At 63.1% G+C, this 18152-nt stretch carries 17 protein-coding genes and 1 tRNA gene; 9 read left to right on the plus strand and 9 right to left on the minus strand.

Annotation, left to right across the window (positions count from 1 at the left end):
- Positions 1-4: 4 nt before the first annotated feature.
- The gene (locus DB459_RS22650) at positions 5-541 is read right to left on the minus strand and encodes a hypothetical protein (RefSeq protein ID WP_253708098.1); all 537 of its coding nucleotides are present in this window, start codon (positions 539-541) and stop codon (positions 5-7) included.
- 200 nt (positions 542-741) lie between these two features.
- Here DB459_RS22650 and DB459_RS22655 point away from each other — a divergent pair, with 200 nt between their 5' ends.
- The 5 genes from DB459_RS22655 to DB459_RS22675 all read left to right on the plus strand — a co-directional run bounded on the left by DB459_RS22655 (position 742) and on the right by DB459_RS22675 (position 9564).
- The gene (locus tag DB459_RS22655; protein WP_253708101.1) at positions 742-2034 is read left to right on the plus strand and encodes a hypothetical protein; all 1293 of its coding nucleotides are present in this window, start codon (positions 742-744) and stop codon (positions 2032-2034) included.
- 238 nt (positions 2035-2272) lie between these two features.
- Positions 2273-3769 (plus strand): AMP nucleosidase, encoded by a 1497-nt coding sequence (locus DB459_RS22660; RefSeq protein ID WP_253708104.1) that lies wholly within the window; start codon positions 2273-2275, stop codon positions 3767-3769.
- 112 nt (positions 3770-3881) lie between these two features.
- Positions 3882-5771 (plus strand): amidohydrolase, encoded by a 1890-nt coding sequence (locus DB459_RS22665; protein WP_253708106.1) that lies wholly within the window; start codon positions 3882-3884, stop codon positions 5769-5771.
- A 369-nt stretch (positions 5772-6140) separates the two neighbouring features.
- Positions 6141-7442 (plus strand): efflux RND transporter periplasmic adaptor subunit, encoded by a 1302-nt coding sequence (locus tag DB459_RS22670; protein ID WP_253708108.1) that lies wholly within the window; start codon positions 6141-6143, stop codon positions 7440-7442.
- Positions 7443-7461: 19 nt separating this feature from the next.
- Positions 7462-9564, plus strand: a complete 2103-nt coding sequence (locus DB459_RS22675; protein ID WP_253708110.1) for an ABC transporter permease — start codon at positions 7462-7464, stop codon at positions 9562-9564.
- A gap of 545 nt (positions 9565-10109) precedes the next feature.
- Here DB459_RS22675 and DB459_RS22680 read toward each other — a convergent pair.
- A complete protein-coding gene (locus DB459_RS22680; RefSeq protein ID WP_253708112.1) occupies positions 10110-10292 on the minus strand; it encodes a hypothetical protein in 183 nt (60 codons plus the stop codon).
- Between the two features lie 54 nt (positions 10293-10346).
- Positions 10347-10523, minus strand: a complete 177-nt coding sequence (locus DB459_RS22685; protein ID WP_253708114.1) for a hypothetical protein — start codon at positions 10521-10523, stop codon at positions 10347-10349.
- 483 nt (positions 10524-11006) lie between these two features.
- Between DB459_RS22685 and DB459_RS22690 the strand changes: the two genes are divergently transcribed.
- Together DB459_RS22690 and DB459_RS22695 are read left to right on the plus strand one after the other, a co-directional pair.
- The gene (locus tag DB459_RS22690) at positions 11007-11459 is read left to right on the plus strand and encodes a hypothetical protein (protein ID WP_253708116.1); all 453 of its coding nucleotides are present in this window, start codon (positions 11007-11009) and stop codon (positions 11457-11459) included.
- 31 nt (positions 11460-11490) lie between these two features.
- Complete coding sequence (locus tag DB459_RS22695) at positions 11491-11730, plus strand: hypothetical protein (protein ID WP_253708119.1); 240 nt, start codon at positions 11491-11493, stop codon at positions 11728-11730.
- Positions 11731-11836: 106 nt separating this feature from the next.
- Here the strand turns inward: DB459_RS22695 and DB459_RS22700 are convergent.
- The 6 genes from DB459_RS22700 to DB459_RS22725 all read right to left on the minus strand — a co-directional run bounded on the left by DB459_RS22700 (position 11837) and on the right by DB459_RS22725 (position 16123).
- Positions 11837-11911, minus strand: a tRNA-Glu gene (locus DB459_RS22700).
- A 175-nt stretch (positions 11912-12086) separates the two neighbouring features.
- Positions 12087-12860 carry an ABC transporter permease gene (locus DB459_RS22705; RefSeq protein WP_253708122.1) on the minus strand — a complete coding sequence of 258 codons (774 nt, stop codon included), beginning with the start codon at positions 12858-12860 and terminating at the stop codon, positions 12087-12089.
- Positions 12857-13621: an ABC transporter permease gene (locus DB459_RS22710; RefSeq protein ID WP_253708123.1), complete on the minus strand. Its 765-nt coding sequence runs from the start codon at positions 13619-13621 to the stop codon at positions 12857-12859. Before DB459_RS22710 ends, DB459_RS22705 begins: the two co-directional genes overlap by 4 nt.
- Complete coding sequence (locus tag DB459_RS22715; protein WP_371927002.1) at positions 13621-14412, minus strand: ABC transporter ATP-binding protein; 792 nt, start codon at positions 14410-14412, stop codon at positions 13621-13623. The genes DB459_RS22710 and DB459_RS22715 overlap by 1 nt, the downstream gene beginning before the upstream one ends.
- A 75-nt stretch (positions 14413-14487) precedes the next feature.
- Positions 14488-15186 (minus strand): GntR family transcriptional regulator, encoded by a 699-nt coding sequence (locus DB459_RS22720; protein WP_253708129.1) that lies wholly within the window; start codon positions 15184-15186, stop codon positions 14488-14490.
- Positions 15187-15193: 7 nt separating this feature from the next.
- Positions 15194-16123 (minus strand): ABC transporter substrate-binding protein, encoded by a 930-nt coding sequence (locus DB459_RS22725; RefSeq protein ID WP_253708132.1) that lies wholly within the window; start codon positions 16121-16123, stop codon positions 15194-15196.
- A 93-nt stretch (positions 16124-16216) separates the two neighbouring features.
- On the opposite strand from DB459_RS22725, the gene DB459_RS22730 reads away from it, so the two are divergent.
- Together DB459_RS22730 and DB459_RS22735 are read left to right on the plus strand one after the other, a co-directional pair.
- Positions 16217-17206: a fumarylacetoacetate hydrolase family protein gene (locus tag DB459_RS22730; protein ID WP_253708135.1), complete on the plus strand. Its 990-nt coding sequence runs from the start codon at positions 16217-16219 to the stop codon at positions 17204-17206.
- A 42-nt stretch (positions 17207-17248) separates the two neighbouring features.
- Entirely contained in the window at positions 17249-18025 is a 777-nt protein-coding gene (locus DB459_RS22735) for a cyclase family protein (RefSeq protein ID WP_253708138.1), read from the plus strand.
- Positions 18026-18152: the final 127 nt, after the last annotated feature.

Consider the following 18152-nt stretch of genomic DNA (forward strand, 5'->3'; position numbering starts at 1 on the left):
CGCATCAGCCGCACCGCGTGCGCTTCACCTTCCAGGACTTGTGCGCCCACCCGTGAGACGTCCCGAGCCAGATGAATGGTCCGAGCGAGGTCTTCACTTCCTCGCCGCCGGCATGCGGCTTGACGACGATCGCTCCGCGCAGGAGGTCGCCCCGCCAGGAAGGACACCTCGAACCTAGGCCGGTCTTGTACAATTTATACGCCCAGGCATCGGGCTGGTTGATATTTTCCATTCCTGGCGTGGCGGGGACCGCCCCGTAGGGCTTCCAAGGCTGGCCATCGACCGGGGCGACGCCCACCAGCTCTCCAATATCGGTATTGACCGTCTTGCCGGCCTCGACCTGCACAACCTGTCCATTGTCGTCGTAAAGGATTCCGTGCCAGCCCTGGCTTTTGGTGCCGGGGTTCGTGACCACGACTTCGTAAGTGAGCAGCTCCTTGCCGACCGGTCGCTTCTCTGCCGAATTCGCGTCGCGAACGGAACACAGCGCCGCCACTACAGCGCACGTGAGAAGGATCGTTCTCGTCATGATGCCACCCATTCCGTTTCGGTCGTCGTCAAGCTTCAAACGACAACTTCAGATTGCGGATTCGAGCATTGATCTAGATCAACATTCGCGCCGGACAACCGCGCGCAGGCCAGGGGATCCACCGCCGGCGCGAAAGGCTCGCCGTTCATATCGCGCCTCCGACGAAAGCAATGTAGTGTGCACCTGGTAGTTGTCTTCGAGGGAGACATCCAATGGACGATCCGCACCGGTACGACGAACAGCCTGATTCCCCTGTCAGCCGTCATGTCGAACCGGACACCGGGGTGCAACCGGGCCCGGCGCGCGGCGCGAAGCCGAGATGCTTCGATGTTGCGAGTCTGGATTCGGAGGACGATCCGAAAGGCATCAACATTCCCTTGCATGACCCTAGTGCTCCAGTGACGCCGGAGATGCGGAGCCTCTTGCTCGATATCTTAGCGCTCGAGCGAACCATACTCGTTCTGTTCGCCGACCAAAAATACAAGGAGCAGCGCAGAAAGTGCTTCGTTGGCCTCTTGAAGACCGCTAACGTCGGCCTCTGCGGCACGGACTACGATGTCGAGATGGGCCGCCTCGACCTTGCCTTGACGAAGGATGATATTACCAACGAGTTCCCCAAGCTCGGGAACGAGTTGTGGGATACTTACGTGAACGGTGCCGTGCGCGGCGCGAAGCCGAGATGCTTCGATGCGCCGCGTCTGGATTCGGAGAACGATCCGAAAGGCATCACCATTCCCTTGCATAGTCCAAGTGCTCCACTGACGCCGGAGATGCGGAGCCTCTTGCACGATATCTTTGCGGTTGAGCGAACCATACTCGTTCTGTTCGCCGACCAAAAATACAAGGAGCAGCGCAGAGAGTGCTTCGACGGCCTCTTGAAGACCGCTAAGGTCGGCCTCTGCGGCACGGACTACGATGTCGAGATGGGCCGTCTCGACCTTGCATTGACGAAGGATGATATTACCAACGACTTCCCCAAGCTCAGGAACGAGTTGTGGAAGACTTACGTGACGATTGCCGCCAGGTTCAGCCTGCTGTTCGGGGGCCTTGGATGCCTTTTGTATTATGAACTGTTCGTCGCCCACGCTTTCAGCGATCGATACAAAGCCCTGCTGGACGCGGCGCCGATGCTGCCTCAGATCGTTATTGCGCTCGTCTGGATCCCGTTTGGCGTTCCGATTGGAATATTCCTGGAATTCGTCTTCCGGGTTGGCGATAACATCACCTACGATAGGCTGCTCACCTTCAATTCGGGGCGCTGGGAGCCGCCGAGCCGCACGATCAACACATGGGTCACGGCCTACGTGTTCGCCTTCCTCCTCGGGATCGGTGCGGTTCAGATCGGCATCGGCAGCGTTCTTCTCAACGACTTCATCACCGGACGGCCATGGCTGTCGGTAGCGATCGGGTTCGTGACCGGATTTGCCTATCCCTATGTCCAGGACATCGTGACCCAGCTCAAACCGGAGCGCCGCGATGCTGCGCCGCGTGATGGGAGCGGATAACGCCCCAAGCAGCGCGAGCCCCGACAGTCATCAGGAGGATGATTGCCTCCGATCGTGGGCGGTAGACATTGAACGTACCGATTTCGTCGAACGCGACGAATTTGCTGATGCGCCGCACAAGACGGGCGAGAGACATGACGGAGCAGTTACTAAATCCGGTTCCCACCTCCCGCTCAGGGTATCAATGTACTATACTCGAGCCGCAACCGCTGGTTCGACAGAGACTGTTTAAGACAAAATGTGTTCTGCATCGTCCATCCTCACGCCGCAGCTTATCCCGCCTGAAGCATTCACGGATGCAGCGGCGGCGGTCGGCCGTCTCGAAGAGATTTACGCCCGCAACACGCGATTTCTGCGCGAGCGATTTGAGGCCTATCTGGATGGCGAGGCGCTCGCGACGAGGGTGCGCGCCACCTATCCATTCGTGCGGATTACGACCTCGACCTACGTGCGGCTCGATTCGCGCCTCGCGTATGGCTTCGTCGCGGGGCCGGGCGTGCATGAGACCAGCGTGACGCGCCCCGACCTGTTTCGTAGCTACCTCACCGAACAGATCGGATTATTGATCGAAAACCACGGCGTGCCCGTCGAAATCGGCGAGTCGCGTGAGCCTATCCCGATTCATTTCGCCTACCCTCGCGACATCAACATCGAAGCAGCGCTCTCCACTGACAGCAGGTCGATGACGGGCCGATCGCTGCGGGACGTCTTCGATACGCCCGATCTTGCGGCGATGGATGACGCGATCGCCAACGGCACGCTCGAGCTGCCGCCCGGCGGCCCGGAGCCGCTCGCCCTGTTTCGTGCGGCGCGTGTCGACTACTCGCTGCGCCGGCTCTATCATTACACCGGCACCGATCCCGAGCACTTCCAGAATTTCGTGATTTTCACGAACTATCAGTTCTATGTCGATGCCTTCGTCAAGATGTGCCACGAGCGTCTTCGTTCAGGCGAGATCGGCCCCGAGGCCGTCGTCGAGCCAGGAAACGTGATCACGCGCAATGCCCGGCTTGGCGGCGGCACGACCGGGGTCGCCCCCGAGCGCACGCCGCAGATGCCCGCCTTTCATCTCGTCGAGCCGGGATATCGTGGCATCAGCCTGATCAACATCGGGACCGGCCCGTCCAACGCCCGTAACATCACCGACCACGTCGCAGTGTTGCGGCCGCATGCCTGGCTGATGGTTGGGCACTGCGCCGGCCTTCGGAACACGCAGAGGCTGGGCGATTACGTCCTTGCCCATGGTTATGTCCGCGAGGATCACGTGCTCGATGACGAACTGCCCCTGTGGGCGCCGATACCGGCGCTCGCCGAGATGCAGGTCGCGCTCGAGCAGTCGGTCGCCGAGGTCACCGGGCTCGCGGGATTTGAGCTCAAGCGCCTGATGCGCACCGGAACGGTTGCGAGCGTCGACAATCGCAATTGGGAGATCAGCGGTCCTTCGGTCATTCGCCGGCTGTCGCAATCGCGCGCCATCGCGCTCGACATGGAGTCGGCGGCGATCGCTGCCAACGGCTTTCGTTTCCGGGTTCCCTACGGCACCTTGCTGTGCGTCTCGGACAAGCCTCTTCACGGCGAAATCAAGCTCGCCGGCATGGCGAGCGAATTCTATCGGCAGCGCGTCGGCCAGCATCTCGAGATCGGCCTGAAGGCGCTCGAAAGGCTCAAGGGCCAGGAGACGGAGCGGCTGCATTCGCGCAAGCTGCGCAGCTTTGCCGAAGTCGCATTTCTGTAGTGAAGTGGATGTGACATTCGCTTGACGAAATCGGACCCAGAGCAGGTAGCGTTTGTCAAATCCACATGATCAGATTGGTCGATTGTTCCCGTCCGAACCGAGAAGCTAAGCCATGTGTATCGGCTGCACCCCCGGATTTCAGGCCGCGTTTCATTCCCTCTCCTGGCCGTCGCGCCGCAAATTCTTGAAAGGCGCCGCCGTCGCCGCGAGCGGACCATTCGTTGCCGAGACCGTGGCGACCGGTGCGGCGCACGCAGATGGTGCTATCAACCAGAGCCTGGCGGCTGGACTCGGCGGCACCGCGTCAGCGCCTCCTGAGCCCCCTGTCACGATCTTCACGGCCAGGAAGGTCATCACCATGGAGCGCGGCGCCGCTCCCGCGACGGCGGTCGCCGTCTCGGGCAAGCGCATCCTCGCCGTCGGCTCGCTCGATCAGGTCAAGGCGGCCATTGGTGCCCTGCCCTACACCCTGGACGAGACCTTCGGCACCAAGATCGTGATGCCGGGCCTGATCGACCAGCACCTCCACCCGATCCTCGGCGCTCTCACGCTGGCCGTCCAGGTCATTGCCCCGGAAGACTGGGCGCTCCCAGGCGTGGTCTTCAAGGCCTCCGGCACGCCCGACGACTATCTGGCGCGGCTGAAAGCTGCCGACGCGAAGCTGAAGACGCCCGGCGAATGGCTGTTCACCTGGGGCTATCACGCGCTCTGGCACGGCAAGCTCGACCGCGCGACGCTCGATGCGATCAGTACGACGCGGCCGATCGCCGTGTGGCATCGGTCCTGCCACGAGTTCTACTTGAACACGTCCGCCCTGTACGCGCTGGGCCTCACCGAGGACATGACCCGCAACAAGGGCCAGTTCAGTGAGCAATCGAACTGGGCGGAGGGCCATTTCTGGGAAGGCGGCCTAAACCTCATGATGGCGCCGATGCTCCAGGTGCTGGCGACGCCCGACCGCCTTGCCTTCGGCCTGAAGCAAATGGTCGGCTACCTGCACGCCAACGGCGTGACGGCCTACATGGAGCCAGGCGCGCTCTATACGCCCGACATGTGGAAGCTCTACGAGCAGATTCTGGGGGCGCCCGACACGCCGATGTACAGCACTTTCATCGCCGACGGACGCGGCATCGTCGACCGGGTCGGGCTCGCCGGCGCGCTCGACGCGGTGGAGGCGCAGATCGCCGTGTCGCCGGAGGCGCCGGGGAAAAAACTGATGTTCTTCCCGGGCCAGATCAAGTTGTTTGCGGACGGGGCCATCGTCTCGCAACTGATGCAGATGAAGGACGGTTACCTCGACGGTCACCATGGCGAGTGGGTCATTCCGCCCGACGAACTGGAGCGGCGGGCGCGGCTGTTCTGGAACGCCGGCTACCAGATCCACACCCACGTCAATGGCGATCTCGGCCTGGAAACGCTGCTCTCTATCCTGGAGAAGCTGAACGCCGAGCACCCGCGTGCCGACCATCGCTGCGTGATCGTGCATTTCGCCAATTCGACCGAGGATCAGGTCGTTCGCATTAAACGGCTGGGCGCCATCGTCAGCGCCAATCCCTATTACCCTGTCGGGTTCGCCGACAAATACAGCGCGATCGGACTCGGACCGCAGCGAGCCGACGCGATGGTGCGTGCGAAGTCGGTGCTTGACCAGGGGATTTCGCTGTCGTTTCACTCCGATCTGCCGATGGCACCGAGCGACCCGCTCTACCTGGCGTGGTGCGGTGTCAATCGGATCACGCCGTCTGGTCGGGTGGCTGGTCCTGATCAGCGTGTCTCGGTCGACGCGGCGCTGAGAGCCATCACGATCGAGGCAGCCTATTCCTGGCGCAAGGAGGATCAGATGGGCAGCATCGCACCGGGAAAGATCGCAAACCTCACGGTGCTGGAGGAGGATCCGTACGCAATTTCGCCAGAACGTCTGAAAGACATCCCGATCTGGGGCACCGTATTTGAAGGGCGCGTATTCCCGGTCCCGGCGCAGGCGAAACGGCCGACACCCTGATGCAAATCAACCTTCAAGCAATGAGTGCACGCTGACGCAGCGTCATTGCGGCGCCAGCAGCATCCCCGCTCCTGCTGCGAAGCGCGGCGGCTATCGTGGCGGTGCAGGCGTTGGCATAGGTGCAGGAATCGCCAGCGCGCTGATCGGCGGGGCGAATATTGGCGCAACGCAGCCCTCCGGCGATTACGGTCCGTCCGTCGGACGAAAACTGATGACCTGTTTGATTTGAGTCAATCCAGGACGGCTGTGTTCGTCAGCAAGCTGTGATCGATCGAGCAACGGGCGGCCGCGGATCAATGCGATTCTACCGGTCAGGCGCCGATCCCGACACCTTGATCCAAATCAACAATTCGGCCGCGGTGGCAGGCTATGACCATCATCCGCCTGGCGCCAAAGCGGGATGAACACGCAGCTCGGCACTGGTGCAACGATCGAAAGCATGAAAGCTCTGCCTCATGCGCCGCTTCCGTCGGCCGGGACCCGGTCCGGGAGCCGCTCACACAGTCACGATTAGCGACGGGGCGCCGGATTGTCGTCGCGATCGCGGTGCTTGTTCTCGCCATATCCTTAGGCGTCTGGTGGTCGTTCAGCGGCGACGCTGACGTTCGATATGAGACGGCGCCCGTTGCGATCGGTGACATCTCGCGCGGCGTAAACGCCACCGGCTCGGTCAACCCCGAACTGACGATCATCGTCGGGACCTACGTATCCGGCGTCATCCAGGAATTGAAGTGCGATTACAATACGCAGGTCAAACGTGGACAAACCTGCGCCAAGATTGATCCACGCCCGTATCAGAGCATCGTCGATCAAGGGAAGGCCAGTCTCGCCATCGCGAAGGCGCAGCTGGAAAAGGACAAGGCATCGCTCGCCTATGCCAAGGCCAACGTCGGACGGCTGGCCACGCTCGTCCAGACCAGAGCCGTGTCGGCGGACGCCTACGACAATGCTAAGAACGTGTACGATCAGGCTCCGGCACAAATCACATTTGACGAAGCCACCATCCAGCAACGCCAGGCCGTGCTCGACGCGGCACAGGTCAATCTCGACTATACCAACATCATCTCGCCGGTCGACGGCACGGTCGTCTCCCGCGCCGTAACCATGGGACAGACCGTCGCGGCGAGCTTCCAGACCCCCACCTTATTCCTGATCGCGACCGACCTCACCAGGATGCAGGTCGACGCCAATGTGAGCGAAAGCGATATTGGCGGCGTCAAGAACGGCGACAAGGCGACGTTCACCGTCGACGCCTATCCCAAACGCCTGTTCGAGGGCACGGTCACTCAGGTCCGCCAGTCACCGCAAACCGTGCAGAACGTCATCACTTACGATGTCGTCGTCGGCGTCGACAACTCTGATCTGGCGCTCAAGCCGGGCCTGACGGCGGCGACACGAATCATCATCGATCGGCGCAGCGCCGTGCTCCGCGTTCCGAACCAGGCATTGCGTTATGTCCCGACCGGAACCGTCCTTGGCGAAACGATGCAAGCGCGCGTCTGGGTGCTTCGTGACGGATCGCCGATACCGGTTCAGGTTACGGTCGGGCTCGACGACGACGAGTTTACGGAGATCGTGCACGGCGACCTGAACGTCAACGACAGGGTGATCGTCGCGGAGCAACGAAATTCGGCGAAGGCGCGTTCCAGCGCGCCGCCACCACGTCTCTAACCGCAATGATCGAAGGCACATGGCGGAGCCGGTCATCAGGATTGAAAGGGTATCGCGGACATATCATGTCGGCGATATAGATGTTCGTGCGCTTTCGGACGTAAGCCTGATCGTCGATCACGGCGAGTTCATCGCCATCATGGGGGCATCCGGATCGGGCAAGTCGACGCTGATGTCGATCCTTGGTTGCCTCGACCGGCCGACCAGTGGTCATTACTGGTTCGACGGCATCGACGTCGCGCAGCTTGCTGAGCCGGATCTTGCCGGCCTTCGAAGCGAGCGGCTTGGCTTCGTCTTCCAGAGCTTCAATCTGCTGCCGCGCACCAGCGCGATCGACAACGTCGCCTTGCCGCTGCTGTATGCGATGTCTGGCCAGAGCCATGCGCGGGCGCGCTTCGAGCGGGCGCGCGCAGTCCTCGACAAGCTTGGGCTGCGCGATCGGGAGCGCAACACGCCGGGCCAGCTGTCAGGCGGGCAGCAGCAGCGGGTTGCAATCGCGCGGGCCCTGATCAATCAACCGAGCCTGCTGCTGGCGGATGAGCCGACCGGCAATCTCGATACCCGCAACTCCAACGAGATTATGCAGACGCTGAGCTCGCTCAATCGCGAACAGGGCGTCACCATCATCGTTGTGACCCACGAGCCCGATGTCGCGGCCTTTGCGGATCGCGTGCTGACGATGCGCGATGGCCAGATCATCTCGGATGTGACGAAGGCAGAACGCGAGACGGTGCCCCAGCCGGCAGCCGGCGCAGCGGACGAAGCGGTCCAGACCAGAGTGCCGTTGGCCTACACCGGAATATCGGGCGCGTCATGGCCCTTTGCCTGGATGGTGATGACTGCGGCCGCCGAGGCGATCTGGCGCAACAAGATGCGTTCAGCGCTGACAATGCTCGGGGTCTTCATTGGTGTCGCAGCATTGATCGTCATGGTGTCTGTTGGCCAGGGAGCGAAGGAGGCAGTCCGAAAAGAAATCGCAAGGCTCGGGACAAACCTGGTGGTTATTCTGCCGGGCGCAGCCACGAGCGGGGGCGCCCGCGGCGGCTCCGGCAGCGCTTCGACGCTCACCGTTGCCGACGTCCGGGCGATCTGCCAGGAGGCGCCGGCCGCCGGGGCTGTGAGCTATCTCATCCGCCAGTCGGGACTGATCCGCTTTGCGAACCAGAACTGGACCACCGGCATTCAGGGCGTAAGCGCCAATTATCCGCCGATGACGAACTGGCAGATCGCCGCTGGGCGGGCGATCACTCCGGAGGATGAGCGAAGCTCGGCGCTGGTTGCCGTCCTCGGCGAGACCGTGCGTCGGCAACTGTTCGGCACCTTCGAGAATCCGATTGGCGCGATGGTGCAGGCGAAAGGTGTGTCGTTGCGGGTGGTCGGAATTCTCGACCCGAAGGGTCAGACATCCTTTGGTCAGGACCAGGACGATCTGATCATGGTTCCGTTCACGACGGCCGAACGCAAGATTCTCGGCGTTGCCGCCCCAAGCCAGCAGCAAACGGCCATCAACTGGATTTATCCGGCGCCGCCGAATCCGTATGGGCTTCAACCGCGCATGACCGGATATGTGAATCAGATCTACGTGCAGGCGGTGGATCGGACCGCCATTCAGGCCGCGATCAGTCAGGCGACTGAAATCCTGGCGCGCCGGCACCGCATCAGGCCCGGCGCTGTCAACGATTTTTCCGTGCGAAACCTCAGTCAGATCGCGCAGACCGCAGAAGGCAGCAGCCGCATCATGGCGCTCCTCCTGGCCGCGGTGGCGTCCATATCGCTTGTGGTCGGCGGCATCGGCATCATGAATATCCTGCTCGTCTCGGTGACGGAGCGAACGCGCGAGATCGGACTACGGATGGCCATCGGCGCCCGACGATTGCACGTCCTGCTGCAGTTTCTTGCCGAGGCGATATTCATCAGCGTCAGCGGCGGCATTGTCGGAATTGCTATCGGCGCGGCGTTGTCCGTCGCCATTTCCGCCCTCACCGGCTGGCCGGCACCGATCTCGCTGGCCGCGATTGCCGGCGGCTTCCTGTTCTCGGCAGCCGTCGGCATATTCTTCGGCTACTACCCCGCGCGAAAGGCCGCCCGGCTCGATCCGATCGAAGCGCTGCGCTATGAGTAGCAGACGTTGGCGACGTGGCTCGGCTTGACGCAACCCCGAACGTAACGGAAGGAACCCGCTTGCGCCGCCTTGCCGGGAGAAAGCGCGCAGCGCAGCGGCGGGCTCGTGACCGGCCTCGTCGACGCTCTGCGAGTGGCAAGCTCGGAGAAACGGCATCGGCGCCGAATTTTTTCGAAACGGAGGGAGTGACATAGGCCACTGTCGATCTTACCTGCGCGGACCATGACTGCGACTACAGCGGCTTCTCCAATGCGGCGGATCGGTTTTTCTTGCATCGTTTTTTTCTTGCACACGCCGTTTCCGTCTTTGGGTGTGCCTGCTACGGCGACCCGCTGAAATCGCTGCGCGCCTACGTTCTCGTCGGCTTCCAGACAGTGGAGAATCTGACCGCCTTCCATGGCGCCATCGTTCACCGGTTCGGGATTTCACGGCGCGACCGGCCATTTCGGCGATTGCCTCAGGATCGATCTCCCCGATGACACCGGCGGACTCATTCTCTCGCCATTCGCCGGTCTCCGAATGACCGCTTCCTTGGTGGAATCCCTTCAGGAATCCGCGGCGCGAGGCGTTTGCTTTGGGGTGGTCGCCGCAAGCTTTGTTTTTTCTTTGGCCAACAGCACCTCAATCGTTTCTCGCTTCGCAGGGCCGATCTGCTTCAGCAGCTCGGCCTCGAAAAGCGAGATATTCTCTTCCGCGATGAAACGATTCATGGCTCTGAATTGGTCCATGGAAGCCTCCTGAAGGATGTTTGGCGCGCAGGTCGATAAGCCGACAGGCTTCGATCAGGCGACAAGCGGAGGTGGTTCAATTGTCTTCAGTCCAACGATCATCGCCTGATATTCGGCCGCAAGCGCATGCTTCTTTCGGCGGACATGCCGATCGGTCGCGAGCAACGAAATGAGAACGCACTCCTGCGCGCATTGCTCCAGACGTTCGATTTCTTGATTAATAGAGATCATGATGCTTCCTTCCCTTGTTACTGCGGGCGGGAGCGCGATCGGTCTCTCGGTCACCGATAAAGGCCAATGGGCAGGACGGCGATGTTTCACTAGACTCCTCTAACGTCGCGGAGTCCATACGGAACCGTGCGCGCCATCCGTCGTGCGATGGTGGCGAGGCGCCCGTTCCACAGTGCGCTGCCGGTAAAGCGGCAAACGGGATGCGAATGTTGGATCCGAACCACGGGCGCAAGCCGCTGCCGTCGCATGCGAAACGTCCGGATTGAGCACGAGCGTCCGGACCGGCGATCATCGATACTGCGGAACCGAAGGGCTTCGATTTAATCGTCATGGCCTCGCATGCCCACCGTGGCATCTCACGATCGTGCCATCTATTTCCGCCCCGGGGCTCGTTATTCGCGCCGTTGGTCACCATCTATTCCGATCAACCTCCATCAAGGTTATTCGCAACGCGCGCGGAGACTTTCAACGAAAAGGCCAGGCATGTTCAAATCCCAGCAGTATCGTGCGGAAGCGGCCGAGTACGGCGAACTGGTTAAGGGTTCGAGCGGCCCGGACGAAAGTCGCAAATTTCAAGAACGGCAGGACCACCTCGTCTCGCTCGCGGATAACGAGCAGGGACTGGCGGATGTTTACGACAATGCGGTGCATGTTGCAGAGCAGGATCGATCTCACGGCGCTGCCCTTGCAGACGAAGAAGTCCACGTTCTGCGTTGTCTAGGCGCGGCCGTCATCATGCAATGGAACGCCCTGCCGATGACGCTGCAGCGGGAGATTTTCGACACCGCCGGATCAGTTGGCAAGTTATTGGAGACAGCGGCGCTCCGTGGGCAGATCGCCCGATTTCTGCATAAACATAAGAATGGTGCCGGTCGCAACAAAGCTCCAACCGAGGACGCGCGTCCGCCGGGAACTTTGGACGGCACCAGAGCTTAACCCTGACAGCGATTCAGAGGAGAAGCCTTGCATGTCAATGCGCCTTCAGATTGCGTTCATGGTATTCTTGATGGTCCAGGCCGTGCTTTTTGGCATCGGGATGGTTGCAATCCTCGGCACCGCGCTGAGTCAATCGGCGATGACGCTGGTTCCGTGGATGATCGTGCTCACCTTTATGCTGTCGGTGCCGCTGTCGTGGCTCATCGCACCGCGTCTCCAGCGCCGGTTCTGGCGCCGCCGAGGCATGGCTGGCGACCTGATATCCGGCTGAAGGCCGCCAGCCTTAAATCGCGACGACCGGGTTACCCGGCCGGGAGAGAGCCTGCGTCGATAGCCTGAATACCGACGAGATATGGGAGCTAAGCCATTGAAATACGTGGCGCTCCCTAGCGGAATCGAACCGCTCTCTCCACCGTGAAAGGGTGGCGTCCTGACCGATAGACGAAGGGAGCCCAGACGTCGGCCCGAGGGCTTCGGCAGATCCCTGCCGTGACCGCGTTCGGACCGCGTCTGCGTCGAATTCGGCTTTAATTTCAGTCGGTTGGCACACGCATGGTGCCGGGGACCGAATCCGCCGGGGCGACGCGGCGCCAGCTATAAAGACCTTTGCCGGAGACGGCAAGCGCCTCAATGACCGCGCAGCCGCCAGGCCAGCAGCCGCCGCTCCGCAAGCGCCATGGCGAGCGCGGTGACATAGCCGACCGCGCCCAGCAGGATCACGCCGGCGAACAGATCCGCCGACCGGAACGACCGCGCCGCCAGCAGCACCCAGTGGCCGAGGCCGTCGAGGCCGGCCAGCATTTCGCAGACTACGGCGAGGATCAGCGCCACGGTCAGGCTGAGCCGCATGCCGGCGAGAATGTCCGGGCTGGCGGAAGGCAGCGCGATCTTGAAGATCACCGCGAGGCGCGACAGATGCAGCACCCGCGCCACCTCGTAGAGACGCGGCTCCACCGCGGCGAAGCCGTGGATGGTGGCGAGCAGCATCGGCCACAGCGAGCCGAAGGCGATCACCGCCAGCGCCATGCCCTCGGTCAGGCCGAACAGCGCGATCGCGACCGGGATGATCGCCGACACCGGCAGCGGGCGCAGCAGCTCCAGCGTCGGCGCCACATAGGTCCGCATCGCCCTCGACGAGCCGATCAGGGCGCCGAGCACGATGCCAAGGAAGGAAGCCAGCAGCCAGCCCAGCACCATGTGCGTGATGGTGCCGGTGAGCTTGGCGAGCAGTTCGCCGCTGCTCAATCCCCGCACCAGCGAGGCCCATGCACGATCAGGCCCCGGCAGGAAGACCGGCGACACCAGCCGGGCATTGGCTATGGCCTGCCAGGCCAGCACCCATCCGGCGGCGACGGCGAAGCTCGCAACCCGCCACAGCCAGGTGGTCAGCCTGCTCTTCATGGATTCACCTCGACCAGCGCGGCGCGTCCGAACAACCGTTGCTGGGCGATGACCAGCGCGGTGTTGAGCAGGTAGCCGATGATGCCGACCCAGACCAGCATGGCGAGCATCAGGTCGGGTCGCAGCGCCTGCTGCGCGGTCATGATCGCCGCGCCGATGCCGAGCGGGTTGGCGGTAATCTCGACCGTCACCGCGACGATCAGGGCGATGCCGGCCGACAGGCGGAAGGCGACGAAGATGCGCGGCAGCGCCGCCGGCAGCACGATCTTGGTGATGCGCGCCGCCGGACTGAGGCGCAGTACCCTCGCCACCTCGATCAGCCGCGGCTCGACCGAGCGCACCGCGGCACGGGCGAGGATGAGCGGCGGCCAGACGCAGCCGAAGGCGACGATGGCGATTTCCATGCGATAACCGAAGCCGAGTGCGATCAGGGCGATCGGCAGCAGCGCCACCGAGGGAATCGGCCGCAGGCTCTCGATCGTGACCTCGAGACAGCGATCGAGCCATGAGACGGTGCCAAGCACGATGCCGAGCGCGAGCCCGATGGCGCCGCCGAGCGCCAGCCCGGCAAAGGCCGAGGCCAGCGTGTCGCGCGTTGCGATGAAGAGCGAACCGTCGAGCGCGCTCTCGATGAGGGCCGCGGCGACGGCGCCGGGCGGCGCCAGCGCATCGCTCCGCATGTGCGAGGCCCGCGCGGCGATCTCCAGCACGATGATGATCGCGATCGGCAGCAGGGCCGGCTTGAGGCGCGTGACGCTCATCACCCCTCCGACGTCTTGATGAAGTCGAACAATTGGCGCCGCAACCGCAGGAATTCCGGATGCTCGCGGGTAGCGAGCTGGTCGCGCGGCCGCGGCAGCTCGACCTTGAGATCGATGCCGATGCGGCCGGGATGCGGCAACAGTCCGATGACCCGATCGCCGAGATAGATCGCTTCCTCGAGGTCGTGGGTAACGAAGATCACCGTCGCGCCGGAGGCCGCGACCAGCGCCAGGACTTCGTCCTGCAGGCCCTGCCGCGTCATGGCGTCGAGCGCGCCGAACGGCTCGTCCATCAAAAGTGCCACCGGATCCTGGGCGAGACAGCGTGCGATCTGCAGGCGTTGTTGCATGCCGCCGGACATTTCCGTCGGATATTTGTCGCCATGGGCCGGCAGCCCGACCTTGGCCAAAAGCTCGGCGATCCGCGGCGCATGGCGCGGCTTCGGCACGCCGGCCGCTTCCAGCGCCAGGGCAACGTTGCCGGCGGCGGTGCGCCAGGGCAGCAGCGCCTTGCCGTAGTCCTGGAAGACGATGGCGATGTCGCGGCGCGGCCCGCTCATCGCCGTGCTGCGGAAGCTCACCTGCCCCGCCGTCGGCTGATAGAGGCCAGCGGCGAGCCGCAGCGCCGTGGTCTTGCCGCAGCCGGAGGCGCCGACGATGCAGACGAATTCGCCGGGCATGACGTCGAACGAGAGCTTCTCGATGATCGGCCGACCGCCGAGCGCGAGCGTGACCTCGCGGAATGCGATCAGCGGCGCATTGCGCCCGGCTCCGGCGTTGGCGACGGCCATCAGGCTCGCTCTCCCGGCGATGTCGTCCATGTCGTCCTCCCTGACCGGCGCGCCGTGCGGCAGCGGCCGGATATTTCATTGATCGCGGTCCACCGCCTCCGGCGGATAGACGAAGCGCAATGTCGATTCCAGATGCTCGACCAGCATGGTGCAGGCGGTGGCGGCATCCCGCGTCAGGATCCGGTCGGCCAGCGCCTGATGGATGCCGATGAAATCGTCGCCGTCGTCGAAGCTGAGCATCATCACCCGGCGATAGCGATAGGCCTGGTCGTAGAGATCAGAATGGGCGGCGAGCAGCCGCGGCGATCCGCAGGCGGAGAGCAGCGCGGTGTGGAAGCCCTTGTGCAGGACGTCGAAGTCCTCGGCGCCTTCGCTGAAATGGCGGCCGCTGCGCTCGATATAGCGCCGCAGCTGATGCAGCGCGGCGATGATGGCGGCCTCCCAGGCGTCGCCGCCCTCTTCCATCGACAGCCGCAGGGCCTCGACCTCGATGACGCTGCGCACCCGCGTGATGTCGGCGAGGTCCTCGCGGCTGACGCTTGCGACCCGAAAGCCGCGCTGGCCGATCGCCACGATCAGCCCGCGCGATACCAGGCGCGACAGCCCTTCCCGCAGCGGCGTCGCGCCGATCTCGTAGCGCTGCGCCAGGTCGCCGATGCCGAGCCGCGCGCCGGGCTCCAGCTGCCCGGCGAGGATGTCGCGCTGGATCAGCGAGGCGGCACGCTCGGACAGCGTGTCGGTGGTTTCGATCGGCGCGGCGCGGCTCAGGCTCATCGAGATCCTATTTCAGAATCATGCGGTTGAGGTCGGGGTCAGTCTGCAGCATGCCCTGCTGCTTCATCACCTCGATCCACCAGGCGAGTTGATCGGACTTCAGCGCCGGCTCGGAATGGTTCGGCGGGCTGAGCTTGACGATGTCGAGCGGCTGCTTGGTGAATTTTGCGATCGACGCGCCGGCCTTGGCGCGATCGGTGTTGACGATCACCGCCGCCTCGGCGATCGCGGCGCGGAACTTCTTGATGTCCTCGGCATGGCTCGCCGCCCAATCACGCGACGCCGCATAGAAGATGATCGGCTCGGTACGCGCCAGGTCCGCGCCGTAGCGGGCGCCGACATAGCCGGTGCCGGCGTTGGTCATGCGGGTGACGAAAGGCTCGGCGGTCAGAACCGCGTCGACCGTGCCCGATTTGAGCACGTCGTTCATGGTCGGGAAGGTCACCTCGACGAAGTTGACGCTCTTGGGATCGACGCCCTTCTCCATCAGCCACTTGCGGAAGAGGACGTGCAAAAAGGCACCGAGACCGGGGGCGCCGACCTTCTTGCCGACGAAATCCTTCGGCTCCTTGATCGTCACGCCGTTGCGGACGAAGGCGGCGATCGCCTCGTTGGACGAGGTGTTCATTACCGAGGCGCCGGCCACGGCCGCAAGGTCGAGACCTCCGTCCACCGCCTGGATGAAGACGGTCGAGGTCGGCCCGCCGATCTGGATGGAATTCGACAGCAGCGCGGCGGGAATGTTCGAATTGATTCCGATCAGCACCATCTCGGCGTCGAGGCCGTGCTTCCTGAACAGGCCTTCATCGGCAGCGACCATCGCGGATGCGCAATCGGTCGTCGCCGTGCAGCCGATCTGGATCTTGCCCTGGGCGAAGGCGCCGCCCGACAGGGCGCACGAGAGCGCTGTGAGTACGATCGCGAACCGCTTCTTCATTTCGATCCCTCCCCTGACGACCTTTGACAGGCCGATTGTTTATCGATAATTCTTCTAATCATATATTTTTAACAGAACAAGGGGAAACGACCCATGAAGCTGGCGACTTATCGTCATGATGGCCGCGACAAAGTCGGCGTAGTCCATGGCGGCGACGCCCGCTTGTTCGATCTTGCCGCGGCGGCTGAGCGGGCCGGCAAGGCCGATCCGGCGTTTGCCTCCATGCTGGCGCTGATCGACGGCGGCGACGCGGCGCTCGATGCGGCCCGTGCGCTGTACGCCCGGCTTGGCGGCGAACAGGACCTGTCGATCGAGGTGGCCGGCGCCGAGATTCTTGCGCCGGTGCCGGAGCCGCGCCAGATGCGGGACGGCATGTCCTTCCCCACCCACATCCTCCAGGCGCCCCGTGGCCAGCGCAAGCTGCGGGCCCGCGCCAAGGACGACATGACCGAACTCGCGCGCATCGACGCCGAGCCGCTGCCCGAACTGCCCGAGATCTATCGCAAGATTCCGATCTTCTACATCACCAACCGCTTCAGCGTGCGTGGCACCAACACCACGGTGAAGTGGCCGCGCTACAGCAAGGTGATGGACTACGAACTCGAATTCGGCATCATCACCCGCAACAAGGGCGCCAACATTTCCGCCTCGAAAGCCCGCGACCACATTTTCGGTTTCACGATCTTCAATGATTTCTCCGCGCGCGACATCCAGCGCCTCGAGATGGAAGGCCGGCTCGGCCCCTCCAAGGGCAAGAGTTTCGACGGCGGCAACGTCATGGGGCCGTGGATCGTCACTCCCGACGAGATCGGCGACCCCTATCGCTTGCGAATGGAAGCGCGGGTCAATGGCGATCTGCGATCCTCCGGCATCAGCGACGGCATGCTGTTCTCGTTCGAGGAGATGATCGCCTATATCAGCCAGGACGAGACCTTGATGCCGGGCGAATTCATCGGTTCCGGCACGGTCGGCAATGGCTGCGGCCTTGAACTCGGCCTCTTCCTCGAGCACAACGATGTGGTCGAGCTCACCGTCGAGAAAATCGGTACACTGAAAAACAAGGTGATGCAGCAGGACGCCTGAAGCGCCCTCGCATGCCATCATCGAACGAGGAGACGCCGCCAAATGGTCAGACGCCTGATCGACATTTCCGTTCCGCTGCAGAACGACGTGCCCGCCGATCCGCCGGGCACTCATCCCACCATCCAGTATATCGACCATCAGCAGGGGCTGCCGCGCATGCTGCAGTTCTTCGAGGGCCTGCAGGCCGAGGATCTGCCCGATGGCCAGGGCTGGGCCGTGGAGCAGGTCAATCTCTCCACCCATAACGGCACCCATCTCGATGCGCCCTGGCATTTCCATCCGACCATGAATCGCGGCGAACGCGCCTGGACCATCGACGAGGTGCCGCTGGACTGGTGCCTGCAGCCTGGCGTCAAACTCGACTTCCGTCATCTGCCGGACGGCTATGTGGTCAGTGCGGCCGACGTCGAGGCCGAGCTCAAGCGCATCGACCACACCCTGAAGCCGCTGGAGATCGTCGTGGTCAATACTGCCGCCGGCGCAAAATTCGGTCGTCAGGACTATGTCAATTCCGGCTGCGGCATGGGCTACGAAGCGACGATGTATCTGCTGGAACGCGGCGTGCGCCTCACCGGCACCGACGCCTGGAGCTGGGACGCGCCGTTTGTCTTCACCGCCAAGAAGTATGCCGAGACCCACGACGCCAGCCTGATCTGGGAAGGCCACAAGGCCGGCCGGCATATCGGCTATTGCCACCTCGAAAAGCTGCACAATCTCGAGCAGCTACCAGCGACGGGCTTCATGGTGTCGTGCTTCCCGGTCAAGATCGAACGCGCCTCGGCCGGCTGGACCCGCGCGGTGGCGATCATGGACGATTGATTTCCGATGCGGCTCTGACTTCGCTGCGACATCGCGCCTGCGCACGCGGAGGTGGTCGCAAATTCGACATGTCCCCTCGGCGCGCTGGACGGAACAGGCCCGGCGCGCGTCTTTTTGCGCATTTGCT

This window comes from Bradyrhizobium sp. WD16 (assembly GCF_024181725.1).
Lineage (GTDB): Bacteria > Pseudomonadota > Alphaproteobacteria > Rhizobiales > Xanthobacteraceae > Bradyrhizobium_A.

Excerpts from the sequence above, each read along its gene's own strand:
- DB459_RS22650 (WP_253708098.1), bottom strand. The coding sequence starts at position 541 with ATGGGTGGCATCATGACGAGAACGATCCTTCTCACGTGCGCTGTAGTG.
- DB459_RS22655 (WP_253708101.1), top strand. The coding sequence starts at position 742 with ATGGACGATCCGCACCGGTACGACGAACAGCCTGATTCCCCTGTCAGC.
- DB459_RS22660 (WP_253708104.1), top strand. The coding sequence starts at position 2,273 with ATGTGTTCTGCATCGTCCATCCTCACGCCGCAGCTTATCCCGCCTGAA.
- DB459_RS22665 (WP_253708106.1), top strand. The coding sequence starts at position 3,882 with ATGTGTATCGGCTGCACCCCCGGATTTCAGGCCGCGTTTCATTCCCTC.
- DB459_RS22670 (WP_253708108.1), top strand. The coding sequence starts at position 6,141 with ATGACCATCATCCGCCTGGCGCCAAAGCGGGATGAACACGCAGCTCGG.
- DB459_RS22675 (WP_253708110.1), top strand. The coding sequence starts at position 7,462 with ATGGCGGAGCCGGTCATCAGGATTGAAAGGGTATCGCGGACATATCAT.
- DB459_RS22680 (WP_253708112.1), bottom strand. The coding sequence starts at position 10,292 with ATGGACCAATTCAGAGCCATGAATCGTTTCATCGCGGAAGAGAATATC.
- DB459_RS22685 (WP_253708114.1), bottom strand. The coding sequence starts at position 10,523 with ATGATCTCTATTAATCAAGAAATCGAACGTCTGGAGCAATGCGCGCAG.
- DB459_RS22690 (WP_253708116.1), top strand. The coding sequence starts at position 11,007 with ATGTTCAAATCCCAGCAGTATCGTGCGGAAGCGGCCGAGTACGGCGAA.
- DB459_RS22695 (WP_253708119.1), top strand. The coding sequence starts at position 11,491 with ATGTCAATGCGCCTTCAGATTGCGTTCATGGTATTCTTGATGGTCCAG.
- DB459_RS22705 (WP_253708122.1), bottom strand. The coding sequence starts at position 12,860 with ATGAAGAGCAGGCTGACCACCTGGCTGTGGCGGGTTGCGAGCTTCGCC.
- DB459_RS22710 (WP_253708123.1), bottom strand. The coding sequence starts at position 13,621 with ATGAGCGTCACGCGCCTCAAGCCGGCCCTGCTGCCGATCGCGATCATC.
- DB459_RS22715 (WP_371927002.1), bottom strand. The coding sequence starts at position 14,412 with ATGGCCGTCGCCAACGCCGGAGCCGGGCGCAATGCGCCGCTGATCGCA.
- DB459_RS22720 (WP_253708129.1), bottom strand. The coding sequence starts at position 15,186 with ATGAGCCTGAGCCGCGCCGCGCCGATCGAAACCACCGACACGCTGTCC.
- DB459_RS22725 (WP_253708132.1), bottom strand. The coding sequence starts at position 16,123 with ATGAAGAAGCGGTTCGCGATCGTACTCACAGCGCTCTCGTGCGCCCTG.
- DB459_RS22730 (WP_253708135.1), top strand. The coding sequence starts at position 16,217 with ATGAAGCTGGCGACTTATCGTCATGATGGCCGCGACAAAGTCGGCGTA.
- DB459_RS22735 (WP_253708138.1), top strand. The coding sequence starts at position 17,249 with ATGGTCAGACGCCTGATCGACATTTCCGTTCCGCTGCAGAACGACGTG.